Consider the following 19,586-nt stretch of genomic DNA (forward strand, 5'->3'; position numbering starts at 1 on the left):
GCCGTCACGATGACCTTCCACCCGCAGCCCCAGGCCGGCCAGGCCCGGCCGTGGGCCTTCCCGGCCCCCGAGCGCGGCTCGCTGCCCAACGGCCTGACCGTGCTGCGCTGCCACCGGCCCGGTCAGCAGGTCGTCGCCGTCGAGGTCAACCTCGCCGCCCCGCTGGACGCCGAGCCGCAGGGCCTGGACGGCGTGGCGACCATCATGGCCCGCGCGTTGTCCGAGGGCACCGACAAGCACTCCGCCGAGGAGTTCGCGGCCGAGCTGGAGCGCTGCGGCGCCACGCTCGACGCGCACGCCGACCACCCGGGCCTGCGGGTCTCCCTGGAGGTCCCGGCCTCCCGGCTGGCCAAGGCCCTGAGCCTGCTCGCCGAGGCGCTGCGCGCACCCGCCTTCGCCGACAGCGAGGTCGACCGGCTGGTGCGCAACCGGCTCGACGAGATCCCGCACGAGCTGGCCAACCCGCAGCGCCGGGCCGCCAAGGAGCTCTCCAGGCAGCTCTTCCCGCCGACCCTGCGGATGTCCCGGCCGCGCCAGGGCACCGAGGAGACGGTCGCCCGGATCGACTCCGCGGCCGTACGCGCCTTCTACGAGGCCCACGTACGCCCCGCCACCGCCACCGCGGTGGTCGTCGGCGACCTGACCGGGATCGACCTGGACGCCGTCCTGGGGGACACCCTGGGCACCTGGACCGGCAACTCCGCCGAGCCCCTCCCGGTCCCGCCGGTCACCGCCGACGACACCGGCCGCGTGGTCATCGTGGACCGGCCCGGCGCGGTCCAGACGCAGCTGCTCATCGGCCGGATCGGGCCGGACCGGCACGACCGGGTCTGGGCGGCGCAGGTGCTCGGCACGTACTGCCTGGGCGGCACCCTCACCTCGCGCCTGGACAAGGTGCTGCGCGAGGAGAAGGGCTACACGTACGGCGTGCGCGCCTTCGGCCAGGTGCTGCGCTCCACGGCCGACGGCAAGGGCGCCTCGATGCTCGCCATCAGCGGCTCCGTGGACACCCCCAACACCGGCCCGGCGCTCGAAGACCTCTGGAAGGTGCTCCGCACCCTGGCGGAGGGCGGCCTGACCGACGCCGAACGGGACGTGGCGGTGCAGAACTTGGTGGGCGTGGCCCCGCTGAAGTTCGAGACGGCCGCGGCCGTCGCCGGCACGCTCGCCGACCAGGTCGAGCAGGAGCTTCCGGACGACTACCAGGCGCAGTTGTACGCGCAGCTGGCCCAAACGGGCACGGTGGAGGCGACTTCGGCCGTCCTGGCCGCCTTCCCGGTGGACCGCCTGGTCACGGTCCTGGTGGGCGACGCCGCGCAGATCGAGGAGCCGGTGCGGGCGCTCGGGATCGGTGAGGTCACCGTCGTCACCAACTGACGGACATTCCAAGGGGCTCCGGCGGCTTGTCCGCCGGGGCCCCTTTTGTCTGTTTCGTGAAGAGGTTGCTCGTATGGGGTGTGGCGTATGCAACAAAAACGCGTGTCTGTTTGGCGATTGACTGATGATCCGCCTAGCGTCGGCCGTGCTGTCCGTCAGTTGTACGCGCCGCATCCGCGGCACCGGGCAGCGATCGCCGAGTCCCCGTCAGGCGCGAGCCTGGGGAGCCGGGGACCCACATGTGTCCCTGGGGTGAATCGGACCGCCTCGTCAGAGGGGGCCCGTAGGAGACCTTCCTGCTCCGAACCCGTCAGCTAACCCGGTAGGCGAGAAGGAAGGAAAGGATCAACCCCTTCATGGCGTTTGGCAGTCGTGCCGCCGGTAAGCACCGTGGTTCCAGTCGTCTGAGCCGCAAGACCGCCGGTTACGCCGGCATAGCCGCCCTCGCCACCACCGGTGTCGTCGGCTCCCTCGCAGGCCCGGCGTTCGCCGCGACGGACAAGGCCCCCTCCATGGAGGACACCGGCCTGAACGCCGTCGTGACGGCCGAGGACCTCCCGGGCCAGATCGAGGCCCAGGCCGACGCCCAGGAGCACGCGGCCGAGGCCGCGGCCCTCAAGGCGAAGGCGGAGGCCGACGCGAAGGCGCGCGCCGCCGAGGCCAAGCAGAAGGCCGAGGAGAAGGCGAAGGCCGAGCGCGACGCCGCCGAGCGCGCCGCCCGCGAGGAGGAGCGCAAGCGCCTCAACACCTTCGTCGCCCCCGTCGACGAGTCCTACATCAGCACCCAGTGGCACGCTGGCGGCGGCATGTGGTCCTCCGGCAGCCACACCGGCATCGACTTCCACGCGGCCTCCGGCACCACGGTGCACGCGGTCGGCATCGGCACCGTGGTCGAGGCCGGCTGGGGCGGCGCGTACGGCAACAACGTCGTCATCAAGCACGCCGACGGCACGTACACGCAGTACGGCCACATGTCCTCGCTGAGCGTCTCCGTCGGCGACCAGGTCACCGCCGGCCAGCAGATCGGCCTGTCGGGCTCCACCGGCAACTCCAGCGGCCCGCACCTGCACTTCGAGGCCCGTACCGGCGCCCAGTACGGCTCGGACATCGACCCGGTCGCGTACCTGCGCCAGCACGGCGTCAACGTCTGACCCGCAGCACTTCACCGAAGGCCCCGGCTCCCCGAGCCGGGGCCTTCGTGTTGGCCGTAAACATCTGCCATTCCCGCCCGCGCTCGGAATTTATCGCCCGGTGCAATAGAGTCCCCGTACGACAGTCGGCATTCGGTAATAGGCGGAGGTCCGGACTTGCGTATTCCTGCGCACGCGGTATGCACGGCAATCCGCGAAGACATCGTCTCCGGGGTCTTCGAGCCGGGCGCCCGGCTGACGGAGGAACAGCTGGCCCGCCGGTACGGGGTCTCCCGCGTCCCCGTCCGCGAGGCACTGCGGACCCTGGAGTCCGAGGGCTTCGTCACCACCCGGCGGCACGCGGGCGCCTGCGTCGCGGAGCCCACCGAGCAGGAGGCGGCCGATCTCCTGGAGCTGCGGCTGCTGCTGGAGCCGCTGGCGGCCGCGCGCGCAGCCCGGCGGCGTACCGAGGGCCACCTCAAGGTACTGCGCGGGCTGGTCAGGCTCGGCCAGGAGCGGGCCAGGCGGGGCCAGGGGGAGGACCTGCGGTCCCTGGGCGGCTGGTTCCACGAGACCCTCGCCCAGGCCTCCGGCAGCCCCGGGCTGATCGTGCTGCTCACGCAGATGCGGCACAAGGTCGCCTGGATGTACGCCGTGGAGGCGCCGGCCCGACCGGTGGACTCGTGGGCGGAGCACGGCGCGATCGTGGACGCGGTCGCCCGAGGGGACGCCGAGCGGGCCCGGGCGCTGACCGCGATCCACGCGGACCGCGCGGCCGGGGCGCACCGGCTGCGGGTGAGGACTTCGCAACATGCCGTAAACACGGCGAGCGGTCCGCATTAACAAAAGCCGCGTATTAAAGAGTGAGGGCCGCGGCTGAATTCGCGCGGTATGGGATCTCGTCCTGCGCGTGTGCGATGAATTCCCGAAAAGGCTCACCCGGCTCCGGGAGAACGAAGAAGCCGCGGCCACCGGATTACCGGTGGTGGCCGCGGCTTCTTCGTGTGCTCGGGGTGAACCCGAAGGGTCAGACGGTCTCGGGGAGCTCGTCGAGACCCTCGGCGACCAGCTTCGCGAGGCGGTCCAGCGCCGCCTCGGCGCCCTCGGCGTCGGACGCCAGGACGATCTCCTCGCCGCCCTGCGCACCCAGGCCCAGCACCGCGAGCATGGACGCGGCGTTGACGGGGTTCCCGTCGGCCTTCGCGATGGTCACCGGGACGCCGGAAGCGGTCGTCGCGCGGACGAAGATCGAGGCGGGACGAGCGTGCAGGCCCTCGGCCCAGCCGACGTTGACGCGGCGCTCTGCCATGGTGATGCCCTTCAGGTTCTTACGGTTGTCTAGACCAGTCTCTCACGACGCCCCTCATGCTCAGACCGACCTTCGGCCCGGATCCACCGCCGTTCGACCTACCCCAGCTTGCACTGGTTTGCCCATGCCTGCCGCGTGCGCCGCGCAGGGGCGATTCGGCCAGTCCTGGCCTTAAGATCGCCGCATGACCACCGCGTCGGACCCTTCGTACCCGGCCCACTGGGAAGCGGACGTCGTCCTGCGCGACGGCGGCACCGCCCGGATCCGGCCGATCACCACGGAGGACGCGGGCCGGCTGGTCAGCTTCTACGAGCAGGTCTCCGACGAGTCGAAGTACTACCGCTTCTTCGCGCCCTACCCGCGGCTCTCCGCCCGTGACGTGCACCGCTTCACCCACCACGACTACGTGGACCGGGTCGGCCTCGCGGCGACCATCGGCGAGGAGTTCATCGGCACCGTCCGCTACGACCGGATCGGCCCCGACGGTCGACCCGCCTCCGCCCCCGCCGACGAGGCCGAGGTCGCCTTCCTCGTCCAGGACGCCCACCAGGGCCGCGGGGTCGCCTCCGCGCTCCTCGAACACATCGGCGCGGTCGCCCGCGAGCGGGGCATCCGCCGGTTCGCGGCCGAGGTGCTGCCCGCCAACAACAAGATGATCAAGGTGTTCAAGGACGCCGGATACGAGCAGAAGCGCAGCTTCGAGGACGGCTCCGTTCACCTCACCCTCGACCTCGAACCCACCGCCGAGTCCCTGGCCGTGCAGCGCGCCCGCGAGCAGCGCGCCGAGGCACGCTCCGTGCAGCGGCTGCTGACCCCCCGCTCCGTGGCCGTCATCGGAGTCAGCCGCTCCGGCGGGGGCGTCGGCGCGGCGGCCCTGCGCAACCTGCGCGACAGCGGCTTCCGCGGCCACCTCTACGCCGTGAACGAGGCCGCCACCACCGATCTGCTGGACGGCGTACGGGCCTACCGTGCGCTCGGCGCCGTCGACGCCCCCGTCGACCTCGCCGTGATCGCGGTCCCCGCCGAGCGGGTCCCCGAGGCCGTCGCCGCCTGCGGCGAACACGGGGTGCAGGGGCTCGTGGTGCTCTCCGCCGGGTACGGGGAGAGCGGCGCTGCCGGGCTCGACCGGCAGCGCGAACTGGTGCGCCAGGTGCGCTCGTACGGGATGCGGCTCATCGGGCCGAACGCGTACGGCGTGATCAACACCGCCCCAGAGGTCGGGCTCAACGCCTCCCTGACCCCGGCGCCCGCCCCGATGCGGGGCCGCATCGGGCTGTTCACCCAGTCCGGGGCGATCGGCATCTCGCTGCTCTCCGCACTGCTGCGGCGGGGCGAGGGGCTGTCGTCCTTCGTCTCGGCGGGGAACCGGGCGGACGTCTCGGGGAACGACATCCTCCAGTACTGGTACGAGGACGAGGCCACCGACGTCGCGCTGATGTACCTCGAAACCCTCGGCAACCCGCGGAAGTTCACCCGGCTCGCGCGCCGGACGGCCGCCGTGAAGCCGGTGGTCGTCGCGAGGGGCGGCCGCCACACCCCGGCGGGGCACGTGGTCCCCGGGACCAGGCTGCCGGACGCCACGGTCTCGGCCCTGCTGCGGCAGGCGGGGGTGATCCGGGTCGACACGGTGACGGAGCTGGTGGACGTCGGGCTGCTGCTGGCCTCGCAGCCGCTGCCGGCCGGGCCGCGCGTGGCGATCCTCGGGAACTCGGAGTCGCTCGGTGTCCTCACGTACGACGCCTGCCTCGCCCAGGGGCTGCGGCCCGGGGCCCCGCAGGACCTGACGACGGCGGCGACGCCGGTGGACTTCCGGGCGGCGCTGGGCACGGCGCTGGGCTCCGCCGAGAACGACGCGGTGATCGTCACCGTGATCCCGTGGGTGAACGAGCAGGAGCCGCAGGACGACCTGGCCGAGGCCCTGCGGGACGCGGTGGCCGCCCATCCCGGCAAGCCGGTGGCGGTGGTCCACGTGGAACTGGCGGAGCTCGTCGACGCCCTGTCCCCGGCGGGGCTGGGCGCGGCTCCCGCGACGGGAACGGGGGCGCTGCCCCCGCGCCGCCGCCGCCGCACGGACGAGGACGAGGGCGGATTCGCCGGACCGGAGTTGCGGATTCCGGCGTATCCGGCCGCCGAGCGGGCCGTACGGGCCGTCGCCGAGGCCGTCCGGTACGGGCAGTGGCGGCGGGCCAACGCCGACGCCGGGCAGGTTCCCGAGTACGAGGACATCGACGAGGCCGCGGCCGCCGCCCGGCTCGCCGAGCTCCTGGCCGACGTGGGCGACGGCGTGCTCACCCTCACCGAGCCCGACGCCGCCGCACTGCTCGCCCACTACGGGATCCGGGTGCTCCCCACCCTGCCGGCGCCCAGCGCCGACGCCGCGGTCCGGGCCGCCCGGAGCCTGGGCTACCCGGTCGCCCTCAAGACCACCGCCCCGCACCTGCGCCACCGCGCCGACCTCGGCGGCGTACGCCTCGACCTCGGAGGCGAGGCCGACCTGCGCCGCTCGTACGAGGAGCTCACCGACCTCCTCGGCACCCCCGACGAGCTGCTCCCCGTCGTCCAGGCCATGGTGCCCCGCGGGGTCGACACCGTCGTGCGGTCCGTGATCGACCCCGCCGCGGGCGCCGTCCTCTCCTTCGGGCTCGCCGGCGTCGCCTCCGAGCTGCTCGGCGACACCGCCCACCGCCTCGTCCCCGCCACCGACCGGGACGCCGCCGGGCTGATCCGATCCATCCGGACCGCACCCCTCCTCTTCGGCTGGCGCGGCAGCGACCCCGTCGACACCCCCGCTCTCGAAGAGCTCCTGCTGCGGCTGTCCCGGCTCGTCGACGACCACCCCGAAGTGGTGGGCGTCACGCTCGAACCCGTCGTCGTCGCCACCGAGGGCCTGTCCGTGCTCAGCGCCGCCGTCCGCGTTGCTCACCCGCCGGCCCGCACCGATCTCGGTCCCCGGACGCTCCCCAGCTACTGACCGGCCCGGCAACCTCGGGAAGACGAGTCCTTGGGCGCCCGGGGTGCCCCGTACGGGCCTTAGGATGGACCTCATGGCGAAATCCGGTACGACGACCCAGGGGCTGCGCACGGCGATCGAGCGCAGCGGCTACTACCCGGCCCTCGTGGCCGAGGCCGTGGAGGCCGCGGTGGGCGGCGAGCCGGTCTCGTCGTACCTGGTCCACCAGGAGACGACCTTCGACTCCAACGAGGTGCGCCGGCACGTCACCGTCCTGGTCCTGACCGGCAACCGCTTCATCGTGAGCCACACCGACGAGCAGGCCGCCGACGCCGGGTCGCCGTCCCCGTACGCGACCACCTCCACCGAGTCCGTCAAGATCGGCGCGATCTCCTCCGTGGTGCTCAGCCGCGTCGTCGCCAACCCCGAGTCGTACACGCCAGGCACCCTGCCCCGCGAGGTCGTCCTGACCATCGGCTGGGGCGCGGTCTCCCGGATCGACCTGGAGCCCGCCGCCTGCGGCGACCCGAACTGCGACTCCGACCACGGCTACACCGGCAACTCCACCGCCGACGACCTCAGCCTGCGCGTCAGCGAGGCCGGCGACGGCCCGGAGGCGGTCCGCCAGACCCTCGTCTTCGCGCAGGCACTCTCCGAAGCGACCGCGGCGACCTCCGCCTCCGCCCGCTGATGTCCTACTCCGCACCGTCGAACTGGGACGAGCCGGAGCTGCTGGACCTCACCGGCGCCCCCGTCCCGGAGTACGGCACCGGCTCGCTCGCCGACCTGCTGCCGACCCTCGTGGCAGGCCAGGGCGTCCCCGGGTTCACCGCCGCGATCCCCGAGCTCACGCCGGCCGACCGGAACTGTGTGTTCCTGGTGGACGGCATGGGCTGGGAGCAGATCAAGGCCCACCCCGACGAGGCCCCGTACCTGACCTCCCTCCTCGGCAGCTCGCGCGGCGGCACCGGCCGCCCGATCACGGCGGGCTTCCCGGCGACCACCGCCACCTCGCTGGCCTCCGTCGGCACCGGCCTGCCGCCCGCCCGGCACGGCCTGCCCGGCTACACCGTGCGCAACCCGGCCACCGGCGAGCTGATGAACCAGCTCCGCTGGCACCCCTGGACCCCGCCGAAGCCCTGGCAGCCGTACCCGACCGTCTTCCAGCAGGCCGACAAGGCGGGGGTGGCGACGGCGCAGGTGTCCTCGCCCGCCTTCCAGACCACCCCGCTCACCAAGGTCGCGCTGAGCGGCGGCACCTTCCTCGGCCGGATGACCGGCGAGGAGCGGATGGACCTCGCGGCCGAGCGGCTCGCGGCCGGCGACCGCTCGCTGGTGTACACGTACTACAGCGAGCTCGACGGGGCCGGCCACCGGCACGGCGTGAACTCCGACGCCTGGCGCGGCCAGCTGATGTACGTCGACCGGCTGGTGCAGCGGCTCGCCGAACAACTCCCGCCGCGCACCGCGCTGTACGTGACCGCCGACCACGGCATGGTGGACGTCCCGTTCGACGAGGACTCGCGGATCGACTACGACGAGGACTGGGAGCTGGGCGCGGGCGTGGCCCTGCTCGGCGGCGAGGGCCGGGCCCGGCACGTGTACGCCGTCCCGGGCGCCGAGGCCGACGTCCTGACCGTGTGGCGCGAGGTACTGGGCGACCGGTTCTGGATCGCGAGCCGCGAAGAGGCCCTGGAACTGGGCTGGTTCGGGCCGCCGGGGGAGTGCGACGAGCGCGTGCTCGGCCGGATCGGCGACGTGATCGCCGCCGCGTACACCGATGCCGCGATCACCGCGTCCGTCAACGAGCCCAACGAATCGGCGCTCGCCGGAATGCACGGCTCCATGACGGCGGCCGAGCAACTGGTCCCGCTGCTCGAAATCCGCACCTGAGACAGCCCGACCCGCCCGTACACCCCTCCCGCTGACCACGACCCGAAAGGTCCCGCTCCTTCCATGCCTGAATTGGTGTTTTTCTCCGGCACGATGGACTGCGGGAAGAGTACGTTGGCGCTCCAGATCGGCCACAACCGGTCGGCCCGCGGCCTGCAGGGCGTGATCTTCACGCGCGACGACCGCGCGGGCGAGGGCAAGCTCTCCTCGCGCCTCGGCCTCGTGACCGAGGCCGTCGAGGCACGCCCGGGCATGGACCTGTACGGGTACCTGGTGGGCCAGATGTCGAAGGGCGCCAAGGTCGACTACGTCATCGTGGACGAGGCGCAGTTCCTCGACCCCGACCAGATCGACCAGCTGGCGCGCGTCGTGGACGACCTGGACCTGGACGTCTTCGCCTTCGGCATCACCACGGACTTCCGCACCAAGCTCTTCCCCGGCTCGCAGCGCCTGATCGAGCTGGCGGACCGGATCGAGACCCTCCAGGTGGAGGCGATGTGCTGGTGCGGCGCCCGCGCCACCCACAACGCCCGCACGGTGGGCGGGGAGATGGTCGTGGAGGGCGAGCAGGTCGTCGTCGGTGACGTCAACCGGTCGTCGGAGGAGGTCGGTTACGAGGTGCTGTGCCGCCGCCACCACCGCCGCCGCATGACGAGCGCCGCGGCCCACGCCGGCGCGCTCTCCCCGGACGTCCTCCCGGTCAACCACGGCTGAGCGCCCCGGGGGTCAGCGGCCGTTCGCGGGCCGCGACTCCACCAGCGTGAACACCGCGCCCTCCGGGTCGGTGACCGTGGACACCCTGCCGGTCAGCCCCTCGCGGGGTGGCTGGATGACGCGCCCGCCCAGCCGGTGGACCCGGGCCGCGGCCGTGTCGGCGTCCTCCACCTCGAAGTACGTCATCCAGTGCGGGCCCCGGTCGTGCGGGAGCGAGCGCCCGACCCCGTGCACGGCGGCGACCGGGCGTCCGTCCAGCAACAGCGTCACGTAGTCGAAGTCGGAGGTGGCCGTGGCGTGCGTCTCGGCCTCGTGGCCGAAGACGTGCTCGTAGAACTTGCCGACGGTCGACGTGTCCTGTGTGACCAGCTCGGCCCAGACCGGGGTGCCGGGGACGCCGGACACCCGGGTCCCGATGTGCTCCTCGGCCTGCCAGATCCCGAAGATCGCCCCCAGCGGGTCGGAGCAGATCGCCACCCGCCCCTCGCCGCCCGCGTCCAGCGGGCCCACCGCGACCGTGCCGCCGCAGGAGCGGATCGTCTCGGCCGTCGAGTCCGCGTCGTCGGTGGCGAAGTACGTGGTCCAGGCGACCGGAAGATGCCGGTCCGGCGGCATCTCGCCGATGCCGGCCACCTCCTGGCCGTCGAGCAGGGCGCGGACGTACGGGCCGAAGGGCTGTGGGCCGGGCTCGTACTCCCAGCGGAACAGGTCGGTGTAGAAGGCCTCGGTGGTCCCGAGGCCGTGCACCATCAGGCTCGACCAGCACGGCGTGCCGGGCGGGCGCCGCGTTTCTTCCGGTTCCTCTGTCATGTCAGCCGTCTCCTCCGTCGTCGCTCATGTCGGACCAGATGCTTCCACTACCGCGGGTCCGGCGCGCCTCGACCGGCCGGGTTTCGCCGACGCGGGGAGAGATGACCGAATCGATGCGGCCTGTCGATGTCGGGCTTGTTAAACGGGCTGTGGAGCGGGGAGGAAGATGGACCGCATGACTGCGAACTCTGCGCCCCCTGTGATCATTTCCGCCGCCGAACTGATGGACGATCTGGCCGGTTCCCGGCCGCCGGCGCTGCTCGACGTCCGCTGGCAGCTGGGCGGTCCGAACCTGCGCTCCGCGTACGAGGCCGGCCACCTGCCGGGGGCGGTGTACGTGGACCTCGACCGCGAACTGGCAGGTCCGCCGGGAGCGGGCGGGCGCCACCCGCTGCCGCAGCCGGAGGAGTTCGGGGCGGTGATGCGCCGCGCCGGGGTCTCGGCGGACGCGCCGGTGGTCGTGTACGACGGGGGTCTCGGCTGGGCCGCGGCACGCGCCTGGTGGCTGTTGCGCTGGACGGGTCACACGGACGTACGGGTGCTGGACGGGGGACTGGCCGCGTGGACGGCGGCGGGCGGGCCGGTGACGGCCGACGCCGTCACCGTTACGGAGGGCGATTTCAAGCCAAACGCGGGGGCGCTGGGGCTGCTGGACGCGGACGCCGCGGCGGCGCTCGCGCGCAGCGGGATCCTGCTGGACGCACGGGCGGGGGAGCGGTACCGGGGAGAGATCGAGCCGATCGACCCGGTCGGCGGGCACATTCCGGGAGCGGTGTCGGCGCCGACGACGGAGAACGTGGGCGCGGACGGGAAGTTCCTCGCGGCGCAGGCGCTGCGGGCACGGTTCGCCGGGCTGGGTGCCTCGGGCGGGGCGCCGGTCGGGGTGTACTGCGGTTCGGGGGTCTCGGGGGCGCACGAGGTGCTCGCGCTGGCGGTGGCGGGGATTCCGGCCGCCCTGTACGCGGGCAGCTGGTCGGAATGGTCCGCGGACCCGGCCCGGCCCGTGGCCACGGGCCCGGACCCGCAGTAGCGGGGGCCGCGCCCGGGCCGGCCCTGCGGCCCGGGCGGGAGCCGCCGCCCGGGCTATTCCTGTTTCTTGCGGCGGGTGCCGAAGACGATCTCGTCCCAGCTCGGGACCGCCGCGCGGCGGCCCGGCCGGACGCCGTCGGCCTCCGCCTGGCGGTCCGTGGTGCCCGTCAGGCGGTCGCGGTGACCCGCCACCGTGCGCGGCATCAGGACGTCCGCGTATGCGGCTCCGGCTCCGGCGCTCGCCGAGGCCGCCGGGGGCTCCTCCGCCTCCGGCTCCTCCTCCTCCGGGGGCTCGGGGCGTTCCGGGACCACCAGGTCGCCGCGGAAGCTCGGTACGGCCTCCAACAGGCTCGTCAGGGTGTCCCGTTCCTCCTCCGGCTCCGGCGCGGGCGCCGCGTTGCTGGCCGTTCGCTCCAACTGGCGGTCCAGTGCCCGGTCCAGCGGCCGGTCCCGCGGCAGCCGCGCGATCCTCGGCACGAACGGGAAGCTCGGCTCCGGCGTCGCCGGCAGGTCGTCCGCCTCGCCGATCAGCGAGCGGGCCTCGTCGTCCACGGCCACGACCAGCCGGCGCGGCGGGTCGTACGTCCAACTGGCCGAGTGCGGTTCGCCCGCGACCCGGTAGACCAGCAGGACCTCCCAGGTGCCGTCGTCGCGGCGCCAGGAGTCCCACTGCACGGACTCCTTCTCGGCGCCGCGCAGCGTCAGCCGCTCCTGCACGGCCTCGCCGAGCTGGGGTCCGGTGTTCTCTCCGGGGCGGCGTACGGGTGTCTTGCGGGCGCGCTCCGCCATGAACGCGCGCTCGGCCAGCACCGGGCCCTCGAAGCGGCGTACGCGGTCGACGGGGATGCCGGCGAGTTGAGCGACCTCCTCAGCGGAGGCGCCGGCCCGTATACGGGCCTGGATGTCACGGGGGCGGAGGTGGCTCTCCACCTCGATCTCGATCTGGTTCAGGCGCGCGCGGTCGTTGCGCACGGCAGCCCGCAGCCGCTCGTCGATCGGAAGCGTGTACTCCGTGCTGTCCGCAGCCTTGAGCACCAGTCGTGTGCCGTCATTTGAGACGGCCACGACACGCAGTTCGGGCATGGGGACCTCCCGGGTGGTGCCTGCCGACGTCACGTGCGTCGCTGCTTCCGCTAGTCGAGTGTGGCCTGCCCGGGTGCAGCCTGCCACAACCTTGCCGAGTTCAACCGGCGTGTCGGGCATGCGCCCTTGATCGCCGTTATGGCACGGTTACCTGTTGGGCACACACAGTGACCGAGAGGTTACTGTGCGCATCAGGAAAGCGTGCAATTCCGCGGCATCACCGGTCTCGAGTGCCGTTTCTCCATCAGTCGGCCCCCTCTCCCGAGTCCGGACATCCGTAAGGAAGGACGGCCCCAGGGCTCGCCACAGTACTCCATTCGGGCCACCTGGGTGGACCGCCGCGCCGCCGAAGTTGTCGTGGGCGGCGGGAGTTGGGCTGCCCCGAATCGGGCGGGACCTGCGCCCGCGCCCGATTTCGCGTGTCTTGCTTCACAGAATCCCCAGAAACGGAACTATCCGTTTCGCTCAACGGTCAGTAACTGCTGAGAGCGGTGAAGCGCGAGGCGTCGCGAGAGGCAGAACACACAGGGGATGAGGATGGGTCAGAAGGCCACGCCCGAGGTCGAACCGAGCTCCGTCACGGACGGGGCGGGCGGGGCAGAAGGCGCGGAAGGCGTAGCGAAGAAGCTCGATCTGAGCGTGGCCCAGATCGCGGGCTCCTCCCTCGCCACCGTCGCCGCGGCCCTGCTCGCCTCGAAGCTGGGCGTCTACGGGACCATCCTCGGCGCCGGCGTGGTCAGCGTGGTCGCCACCGCGGGCGGCCCCGTCATCCAGCACCTCTTCAAGCGCACCGGCGACCAGCTGCGCGAGAGCGCCCGCCCCAGGGCCCGTCAGGTCCCGCTGCCCGGCGGGGAGAAAGCGCCCGACGGCACCCTGCTGCTCCGTGCGGTCCCGCCCCCCGAGGAGTTCGGCGCGGCCACCGTCCACGGCACCCGCGTACGGGGCTGGAAGCGGACCGCGGTGGCCTCGGGCGCGGCCTTCGCCATCGCGCTCGGCGGCCTCGGGGCGTACGAGGCCTTCTCCGGCACGGCGATCAGCCAGGGCGGCGGAACCATCTGGTCCGGCGGTACGCGCAAGGTGGGCGACGAGCAGCCGGCCGACCCGGGCAAGACGCCCGGCACCGGCGGGAAGGGCGGGGCGACCCCGGAGTCCGGTGCCTCCCCGAGCCCTTCGGCTCCGCACGGTGGCCGGGGCCCGAGCCCGAGTCCGAGCCCCGACCCGTCGTCCCCGGACCCCTCCGACTCCGGCGGCCCGGCGCCGAGTCCGAGCCCGCCGACGCCGAGCCGAACGCCCACGCCCACCCCGACCCCGACGCCCACACCCACGCCGACCCCGAGCGCCAAGGGGCAGCAGCAGGCTCCCTGAGCCGGGGCTACTCGCCCAGGACCCGGCGCAGGTAGTCGTTGCCGAACAGCCGGTCCGGGTCCAGCCGGTCCCGCAGCGCGGTGAACTCGCCGAAGCGCGGGTAGACGCCGGCGAAGTACTCCGCGTCCCGCGTGTGCACCTTGCCCCAGTGCGGCCGCCCGCCGTGCGCGGTGAAGATCCGCTCGGCGGCCGTGAAGTAGGCCTGGTACGGCGTGCCCCTGTACATGTGCACCGCGATGTACGCCGTCTCGCGCCCCGAGGCCGTCGACAGCGCGATGTCGTCCGCCGGAGCCGTCCGCACCTCCACCGGGAAGCTGATGCGCAGCCCGGAGCGGTCGACCATCGACTTGAGCTCCCGCAGCGCCTCGACCACCCGCTCGCGCGGGAGGGCGTACTCCATCTCCACGAACCGCACCCGGCGCGGGCTGGTGAACACCTTGTACGGGATGTCCGTGTAGGTGCGCGCGGACAGGGCGCGGCTGGCGATCCGGGCGATGGAGGGGATGGCCGCCGGGACGGCGCGGCCGAGGGAGTTGACGGCCTGGAAGACGCCGTTGGACAGCAGTTCGTCCTCGACCCAGGCGCTCACGGCTCCGGGCGGGGCGGCGGGGCCCTGGCTTCGGTTGTTGCGCTTGGTGTTGCAGTTGCCGGTGTGCGGGAACCAGTAGAACTCGAAGTGCTCGTTCTCCGCGAAGTGCTGCTCGAACTCGGCGGTCACCCGGTCGAAGCCCATGGGCTCCTCACGGGCGGTCAGGAAGAAGACCGGCTCCACGGCGAGGGTGATCGCGGTGACGATGCCCAGGGCGCCGATGCCGATGCGGGCGGCCGCGAAGACGGCGCGTTCCTCGTCGTCTCCCTTCTCGGAGCAGTTCAGCAGCCGGCCGTCCGCCGTGACCAGCTCCAGGCCGCGGATCTGGGCGGCGATGGAGGCCGAGTCCCGGCCGGTGCCGTGGGTTCCGGTGCTGGTGGCGCCGGAGACGGTCTGCTCCATGATGTCGCCCATGTTGGTGAGCGAGAGGCCCTCCCGGGCCAGGGCCACGTTCAGGTCCCTGAGCACCGTGCCGGCGGCCACCGTCACGGTGCCGGCGGTCCGGTCGATCTCCCGGATCCCGGCCAGCGCCTGCGGACGTATGAGCACCCCGTCGGTCGCGGCGGCCGCGGTGAAGGAGTGGCCGGTGCCGACCGCCTTCACCTTCAGCCCGTCCTCGGCGGCCCGGCGCACCGCCTCCTGAAGCTCCCCGACCGAGGCCGGGGTCACGACGCGGGCGGGCGTGGCCGTGACGTTGCCCGCCCAGTTATGCCACGCGGTCGCCCTGCTGTGCTGCCTTGCTGTCGCCGTCCCCATCGGTTGCTGGCTCCTCCCCTTGCGCCGGCTTCGCCAGCCGGCGGTATCCCGCGAACGCAACCGCCGCCGCGGCCACTCCCGACGAGATGGAGACGACGTACCCGCTGCGCGCCCCGGACGCGTCGATGACCAGTCCGGTCACCGACGAGCCGACCGCGACGCCGACCGCGAGGCCGGTGCTGATCCAGGTCATGCCCTCGGTCAGCTTCGCGCGTGGTACGTGCGCCTCGATCAGGGCCATCGTGGTGATCATCGTGGGAGCGATGGCGAGGCCCGAGACGAAGAGCGCCACGGCCAGAAACGGAAGGTTCCCGGCCAGTAGGAGGGGGATCATACTCACGGCCATCGCACATACGCCCAGTACCCAACGGCGTTCGCTCTTGCCCTTGAGGTGGAGAAGGCCGAAGACGATGCCCGCGAGGCAGGATCCGAACGCCCAGACGGCCAGGACGAGGCTCGCCGCGGACTTGTGGCCCTGCTCCTCGGCGAAGGCCAGCGTGGACACGTCGATGGAGCCGAAGATCGCGCCGGTCGCCACGAAGGTCGCCGTCAGCACCTGGAGTCCGGGGGAGCGCAGGGCCGAGGTGCGGTCCCCGTGCTGCTCGCGCGGGTGCGGCTCGGGCTCGGTGGAGCGCTGCGCGGTGAGCAGCCAGACCCCGACGAGCAGGCAGAGGGCGGCGATCAGCGGGCCGGCCTCGGGGAACCAGGTGGTGGACAGGCCGATGGCGATGATCGGGCCGAAGATGAAGCAGACCTCGTCCACGACGGACTCGAAGGAGTACGCGGTGTGCAGTTCGCGCGGGGAGTCCCGGTAGATCACGGTCCACCGGGCGCGGACCATCGAGCCGACGCTCGGAACGCAGCCCGCCACGGCCGCGCAGACGAAGAGGGTCCAGTCCGGCCACCCGTTGGCGGCGGCCGCCAGCAGGACGGCGACCGAGGCCACGCAGATGAGGGTGGCGGGCCGCAGCACCCGCCGCTGCCCGTACTGGTCCACCAGGCGGGACACCTGGGGGCCGATGAACGCGGCGGCCAGGGCGAGGGTGCCGGTGAGGGCGCTCGCCATGGCGTAGCGGCCGGTGATCTCGGAGATCATCGTCAGGATGCCGACGCCGACCATGGATATGGGCAGGCGGCCTATGAGGCCTGCGGCGCTGAACCCCAGGGTGCCGGGGGCCGCGAATATCGCGCGGTAGGGACTGGGCAAGGTGCCCTCCGTAAGGGACGTCATTGGCCCATACAGGTTACGACCGCCGACAAGGCACCCGCACGGGGAGAATCCGGACCAGGGCCCGGACCGGGACCAGGACCCGGACCCGGGATCGGGATCGAGGGCCGGGAACTTAGGGTTACCTTACTCGTGTCGCGGCCCGGTCGCGCCGCCGGGCCGGTTCCCGGGCGCGGACGCCGGGTGGCAGGATTCGAACCATGTCAGACCAGCTCCGCGCCGCCGCCTCGTCCCCGGCCGAAGGCCTCGCCGCCCCGTACGACGCCCTCCTGCTGCTCTCCTTCGGCGGTCCCGAAGGGCCCGACGACGTCGTGCCGTTCCTGGAGAACGTCACGCGCGGGCGCGGCATCCCGCGCGAGCGGCTCAAGGAGGTCGGGCAGCACTACTTCGGCTTCGGCGGGGTCAGCCCGATCAACGGGCAGAACCGCGAGCTGCTGGACGCCCTGCGCAAGGACTTCGCCGAGCACGGGCTGGACCTGCCCGTCTACTGGGGCAACCGGAACTGGGCCCCGTACCTCACCGACGTGATGCGGGAGATGGCCGCCGACGGGCGCCGCCGCATCGCGGTGCTCGCGACCAGCGCGTACGCCTCGTACTCGGGCTGCCGGCAGTACCGCGAGAACCTCGCGGACGCGCTGGCGGCGCTGGTGGAGGAGGGCGTCGCCGAGCTGCCGAAGGTCGACAAGCTGCGGCACTACTTCAACCACCCCGGATTCGTGCAGCCGATGATCGACGGGGTGCTCGCCGCGCTGGAGACGCTGCCGCAGGAGGTGCGCGCCGGCGCGCACCTGGCCTTCACCACCCATTCGATCCCCACCGCGGCCGCCGACACCTCCGGCCCGGTCGAGGAGCACACCCCCGGCGGCGGGGGCGGGGCGTACGTCAGGCAGCACCTGGACGTCGCGCAGGTGATCGCGGACGCGGTCCGGGCCGAGACGGGCACCGAGCTGCCCTGGGAGCTCGTCTACCAGTCGCGCAGCGGCGCCGCGCACATCCCGTGGCTGGAGCCGGACATCTGCGACCACCTGGAGGCGCTGCACGAGGCCGGGGCGCCGGCGGTGGTGATGGTGCCGATCGGGTTCGTCTCGGACCACATGGAGGTCCTGTACGACCTCGACACGGAGGCCACGGCGAAGGCCGCCGAGCTCGGGCTGCCGATCGCCCGGTCGGCGACCGTCGGGGCCGACCCGCGGTTCGCGGCCGCGGTCCGGGAGCTGGTGCTGGAGCGCGCCGCCGCGGAGCGGGGCGAGCCGGTGCAGCGGTGCGCGCTGGGGCTGCTCGGGCCCGGCCACGATCTGTGCGCGGTGGGCTGCTGCCCGGCGCGCGGGCCCCGGCCGGCGGCCGCGGGTGTCGACAGCCCGTACGCCTAGGAAAGGGCGAGCGTGATCTCCGAAGAGCTGAAGGCCGAACTGCTGGACGTGGGGCTGGACGTCGCCCGGCAGGCCGGGGAGCTGCTGCGGGACGGCCGGCCGGCCGATCTCGCGGTGGCGGCGACGAAGAGCAGCCCGATCGACGTGGTGACCGAGATGGACATCGCGGCGGAGAAGCTGATCACCGGGATCCTCGCGCGGCGGCGGCCCGAGGACGGGCTGTTGGGCGAGGAGGGCGCGGACGTCCCCGGGACCAGCGGGGTGCGGTGGGTCGTGGACCCGCTGGACGGCACCGTCAACTACCTGTACGGGCTGCCGAGCTGGAGCGTGTCGATCGCCGCCGAGTACGAGGGCACGACCGTGGTCGGGGTCGTGGCGGCGCCGATGCGGCGCGAGACGTACCACGCGGTACGCGGGGGCGGGGCCTGGCTGGGCGGGGTCCGCCTCGCCTGCCGGGCGGCGGCCCCGCTGGACCAGGCGCTGGTCGGGACCGGGTTCGCCTACCTCCAGGCGCGCAAGGAGCAGCAGGCGGAGGTGGCCCGGCGGGTGATCCCCCGGGTACGGGACATCCGGCGGGGCGGCTCGGCGGCGCTGGACCTCAGCGACGTGGCCGCCGGGCGGCTGGACGCGTACTACGAGCGCGGGCTGAACCCCTGGGACCTGGCCGCGGGCGAGCTGATCGCCCGGGAGGCCGGGGCGCTCACGGGCGGGCGGCCCGGGCAGCCGGCCTCGGGGGAGCTGGCGCTGGCCGCCACGCCGGCGGTGTTCTCCTCGCTCCAGCCGCTGCTGGAGGAGGCCGGGGCCTGGCACGACTGACGACTGCGCCCCTGGACACGGGAGCCCCGGCATGAGGGAACCCCGGCGCCCGCACTGCGGCCGCCGGGGTTCTGGCTGGACTGGAGGTTGTCAGCAGGCGGAGACGGAGACCGGTACGCCGTGTTCGGCGGCGAGGCGCTGGAGATCTTCCAGTTCCGCCTGCTCCACTTCCACGAGGAAGTCGTCGCCCGTCTCACGGGCCTGCTCAAGGTCCGACTGCGTGGCCCGGATGCGCTGCAGGAGACCCGCGGTGAATGCGTCCATGGTGGGTTCGCCCCCTCTTCGTGGGTCGGCGGCGGCACGTGGCAGTCCGCCGTCAGGGAGTGGTTGGGGTGTGCTGTCGTCCTCCCCGGCACCCTGGGCCCAGAAACCTCGGGAGGCGAGGGAATCCTCACTTCCGGCCCTCGCGGGCCGTGGAGGGGCGCCTTACAGCCGGTTTACGGCTGAAACGGGCAGGATGGACGACGCAATACACGTGTGCCCTCAGGGCTCGATGGAAGGAAACGACGTGCGCGTACTCGTCGTCGAGGACGAGCAGCTGCTCGCCGATGCGGTGGCCACCGGGCTGCGCCGGGAGGCCATGGCCGTGGACGTCGTGTACGACGGCGCCGCGGCCCTGGAGCGCGTCGGGGTGAACGACTACGACGTGGTCGTGCTCGACCGGGACCTCCCCCTCGTGCACGGTGACGACGTCTGCCGGAAGATCGTCGAGCTCGGCATGCCCACCCGCGTGCTGATGCTGACGGCGTCCGGTGATGTGAGCGACCGGGTGGAAGGCCTGGAGCTGGGTGCGGACGACTACCTGCCCAAGCCCTTCGCGTTCAGCGAGCTGACCGCCCGCGTGCGCGCCCTGGGGCGGCGTACCACCGTCGCCCTGCCCCCCGTACTGGAGCGGGCCGGGATCAAGCTGGATCCGAACCGGCGCGAGGTGTTCCGTGAGGGCAGGGAGGTGCAGCTGGCGCCCAAGGAGTTCGCAGTGCTGGAGGTTCTCATGCGGAGCGAGGGGACCGTCGTCTCCGCCGAGCAGCTGCTGGAGAAGGCATGGGACGAGAACACCGACCCGTTCACGAACGTGGTGCGGGTGACGGTCATGACCCTGCGGCGCAAGCTGGGGGAGCCGCCGGTCATCGTGACCGTGCCTGGCTCCGGCTACCGGATCTGACGCGG

The 19,586-nt window shown here is 72.9% G+C and carries 18 protein-coding genes and 1 riboswitch; of the genes, 12 read left to right on the forward strand and 6 right to left on the reverse strand.

What is annotated here, in order from left to right; translation table 11 throughout:
* Positions 1 to 9: 9 nt before the first annotated feature.
* The 3 genes from OG509_RS28075 (at position 10) to OG509_RS28085 (ending at position 3,350) form a co-directional block, all read left to right on the forward strand.
* Positions 10 to 1,377, forward strand: coding sequence for a M16 family metallopeptidase (locus tag OG509_RS28075; protein WP_406187708.1), 1,368 nt, complete (start codon positions 10 to 12; stop codon positions 1,375 to 1,377).
* A 184-nt stretch (positions 1,378 to 1,561) separates the two neighbouring features.
* A riboswitch (cyclic di-AMP (ydaO/yuaA leader) is annotated at positions 1,562 to 1,721 on the forward strand.
* A 12-nt stretch (positions 1,722 to 1,733) separates the two neighbouring features.
* Complete coding sequence (locus OG509_RS28080; protein ID WP_406185295.1) at positions 1,734 to 2,528, forward strand: M23 family metallopeptidase; 795 nt, start codon at positions 1,734 to 1,736, stop codon at positions 2,526 to 2,528.
* A gap of 156 nt (positions 2,529 to 2,684) precedes the next feature.
* A complete protein-coding gene (locus OG509_RS28085; protein WP_406185296.1) occupies positions 2,685 to 3,350 on the forward strand; it encodes a GntR family transcriptional regulator in 666 nt (221 codons plus the stop codon).
* Between the two features lie 184 nt (positions 3,351 to 3,534).
* Here OG509_RS28085 and OG509_RS28090 read toward each other — a convergent pair whose 3' ends face one another.
* A complete protein-coding gene (locus OG509_RS28090; RefSeq protein ID WP_030859537.1) occupies positions 3,535 to 3,816 on the reverse strand; it encodes an HPr family phosphocarrier protein in 282 nt (93 codons plus the stop codon).
* Positions 3,817 to 4,000: 184 nt separating this feature from the next.
* Between OG509_RS28090 and OG509_RS28095 the strand changes: the two genes are divergently transcribed.
* The 4 genes from OG509_RS28095 to OG509_RS28110 all read left to right on the forward strand — a co-directional run bounded on the left by OG509_RS28095 (position 4,001) and on the right by OG509_RS28110 (position 9,373).
* Entirely contained in the window at positions 4,001 to 6,787 is a 2,787-nt protein-coding gene (locus OG509_RS28095) for a GNAT family N-acetyltransferase (RefSeq protein ID WP_406185297.1), read from the forward strand.
* A gap of 73 nt (positions 6,788 to 6,860) precedes the next feature.
* The gene (locus OG509_RS28100; protein ID WP_030154328.1) at positions 6,861 to 7,457 is read left to right on the forward strand and encodes a DUF5998 family protein; all 597 of its coding nucleotides are present in this window, start codon (positions 6,861 to 6,863) and stop codon (positions 7,455 to 7,457) included.
* Positions 7,457 to 8,659, forward strand: coding sequence for an alkaline phosphatase family protein (locus OG509_RS28105; protein ID WP_406185298.1), 1,203 nt, complete (start codon positions 7,457 to 7,459; stop codon positions 8,657 to 8,659). The genes OG509_RS28100 and OG509_RS28105 overlap by 1 nt, the downstream gene beginning before the upstream one ends.
* A gap of 63 nt (positions 8,660 to 8,722) precedes the next feature.
* On the forward strand, positions 8,723 to 9,373 hold the full coding sequence (locus tag OG509_RS28110) for a thymidine kinase (RefSeq protein ID WP_385585036.1): 651 nt from the start codon (positions 8,723 to 8,725) through the stop codon (positions 9,371 to 9,373).
* A gap of 12 nt (positions 9,374 to 9,385) precedes the next feature.
* Here the strand turns inward: OG509_RS28110 and OG509_RS28115 are convergent, their stop codons facing one another.
* The gene (locus tag OG509_RS28115; protein ID WP_406185299.1) at positions 9,386 to 10,183 is read right to left on the reverse strand and encodes a VOC family protein; all 798 of its coding nucleotides are present in this window, start codon (positions 10,181 to 10,183) and stop codon (positions 9,386 to 9,388) included.
* Positions 10,184 to 10,358: 175 nt separating this feature from the next.
* Here OG509_RS28115 and OG509_RS28120 point away from each other — a divergent pair, with 175 nt between their 5' ends.
* A complete protein-coding gene (locus OG509_RS28120; RefSeq protein WP_406185301.1) occupies positions 10,359 to 11,213 on the forward strand; it encodes a sulfurtransferase in 855 nt (284 codons plus the stop codon).
* A 53-nt stretch (positions 11,214 to 11,266) separates the two neighbouring features.
* On the opposite strand, the gene sepH is transcribed toward OG509_RS28120, so the two are convergent.
* Entirely contained in the window at positions 11,267 to 12,295 is a 1,029-nt protein-coding gene (sepH, locus tag OG509_RS28125) for a septation protein SepH (RefSeq protein WP_406185302.1), read from the reverse strand.
* 537 nt (positions 12,296 to 12,832) lie between these two features.
* Between sepH and OG509_RS28130 the strand changes: the two genes are divergently transcribed.
* Positions 12,833 to 13,660 (forward strand): hypothetical protein, encoded by an 828-nt coding sequence (locus OG509_RS28130; RefSeq protein ID WP_406185303.1) that lies wholly within the window; start codon positions 12,833 to 12,835, stop codon positions 13,658 to 13,660.
* A gap of 7 nt (positions 13,661 to 13,667) precedes the next feature.
* On the opposite strand, the gene OG509_RS28135 is transcribed toward OG509_RS28130, so the two are convergent.
* Positions 13,668 to 15,005: a D-arabinono-1,4-lactone oxidase gene (locus OG509_RS28135; RefSeq protein WP_406185304.1), complete on the reverse strand. Its 1,338-nt coding sequence runs from the start codon at positions 15,003 to 15,005 to the stop codon at positions 13,668 to 13,670.
* A complete protein-coding gene (locus OG509_RS28140) occupies positions 14,956 to 16,212 on the reverse strand; it encodes an MFS transporter (protein ID WP_406185305.1) in 1,257 nt (418 codons plus the stop codon). Before OG509_RS28140 ends, OG509_RS28135 begins: the two co-directional genes overlap by 50 nt.
* A 221-nt stretch (positions 16,213 to 16,433) precedes the next feature.
* Here OG509_RS28140 and OG509_RS28145 point away from each other — a divergent pair, with 221 nt between their 5' ends.
* Complete coding sequence (locus OG509_RS28145) at positions 16,434 to 17,603, forward strand: ferrochelatase (protein WP_406185306.1); 1,170 nt, start codon at positions 16,434 to 16,436, stop codon at positions 17,601 to 17,603.
* A gap of 12 nt (positions 17,604 to 17,615) precedes the next feature.
* Positions 17,616 to 18,419, forward strand: a complete 804-nt coding sequence (locus OG509_RS28150) for an inositol monophosphatase family protein (RefSeq protein WP_406185307.1) — start codon at positions 17,616 to 17,618, stop codon at positions 18,417 to 18,419.
* 90 nt (positions 18,420 to 18,509) lie between these two features.
* Here the strand turns inward: OG509_RS28150 and OG509_RS28155 are convergent, their stop codons facing one another.
* Positions 18,510 to 18,683 (reverse strand): hypothetical protein, encoded by a 174-nt coding sequence (locus tag OG509_RS28155; RefSeq protein ID WP_199809186.1) that lies wholly within the window; start codon positions 18,681 to 18,683, stop codon positions 18,510 to 18,512.
* 244 nt (positions 18,684 to 18,927) lie between these two features.
* Here OG509_RS28155 and OG509_RS28160 point away from each other — a divergent pair, with 244 nt between their 5' ends.
* The gene (locus OG509_RS28160; RefSeq protein WP_030154340.1) at positions 18,928 to 19,581 is read left to right on the forward strand and encodes a response regulator transcription factor; all 654 of its coding nucleotides are present in this window, start codon (positions 18,928 to 18,930) and stop codon (positions 19,579 to 19,581) included.
* The last annotated feature ends 5 nt before the right edge of the window (positions 19,582 to 19,586 follow it).

Source organism: Streptomyces sp. NBC_01006, assembly GCF_045162725.1.
Lineage (GTDB): Bacteria > Actinomycetota > Actinomycetes > Streptomycetales > Streptomycetaceae > Streptomyces.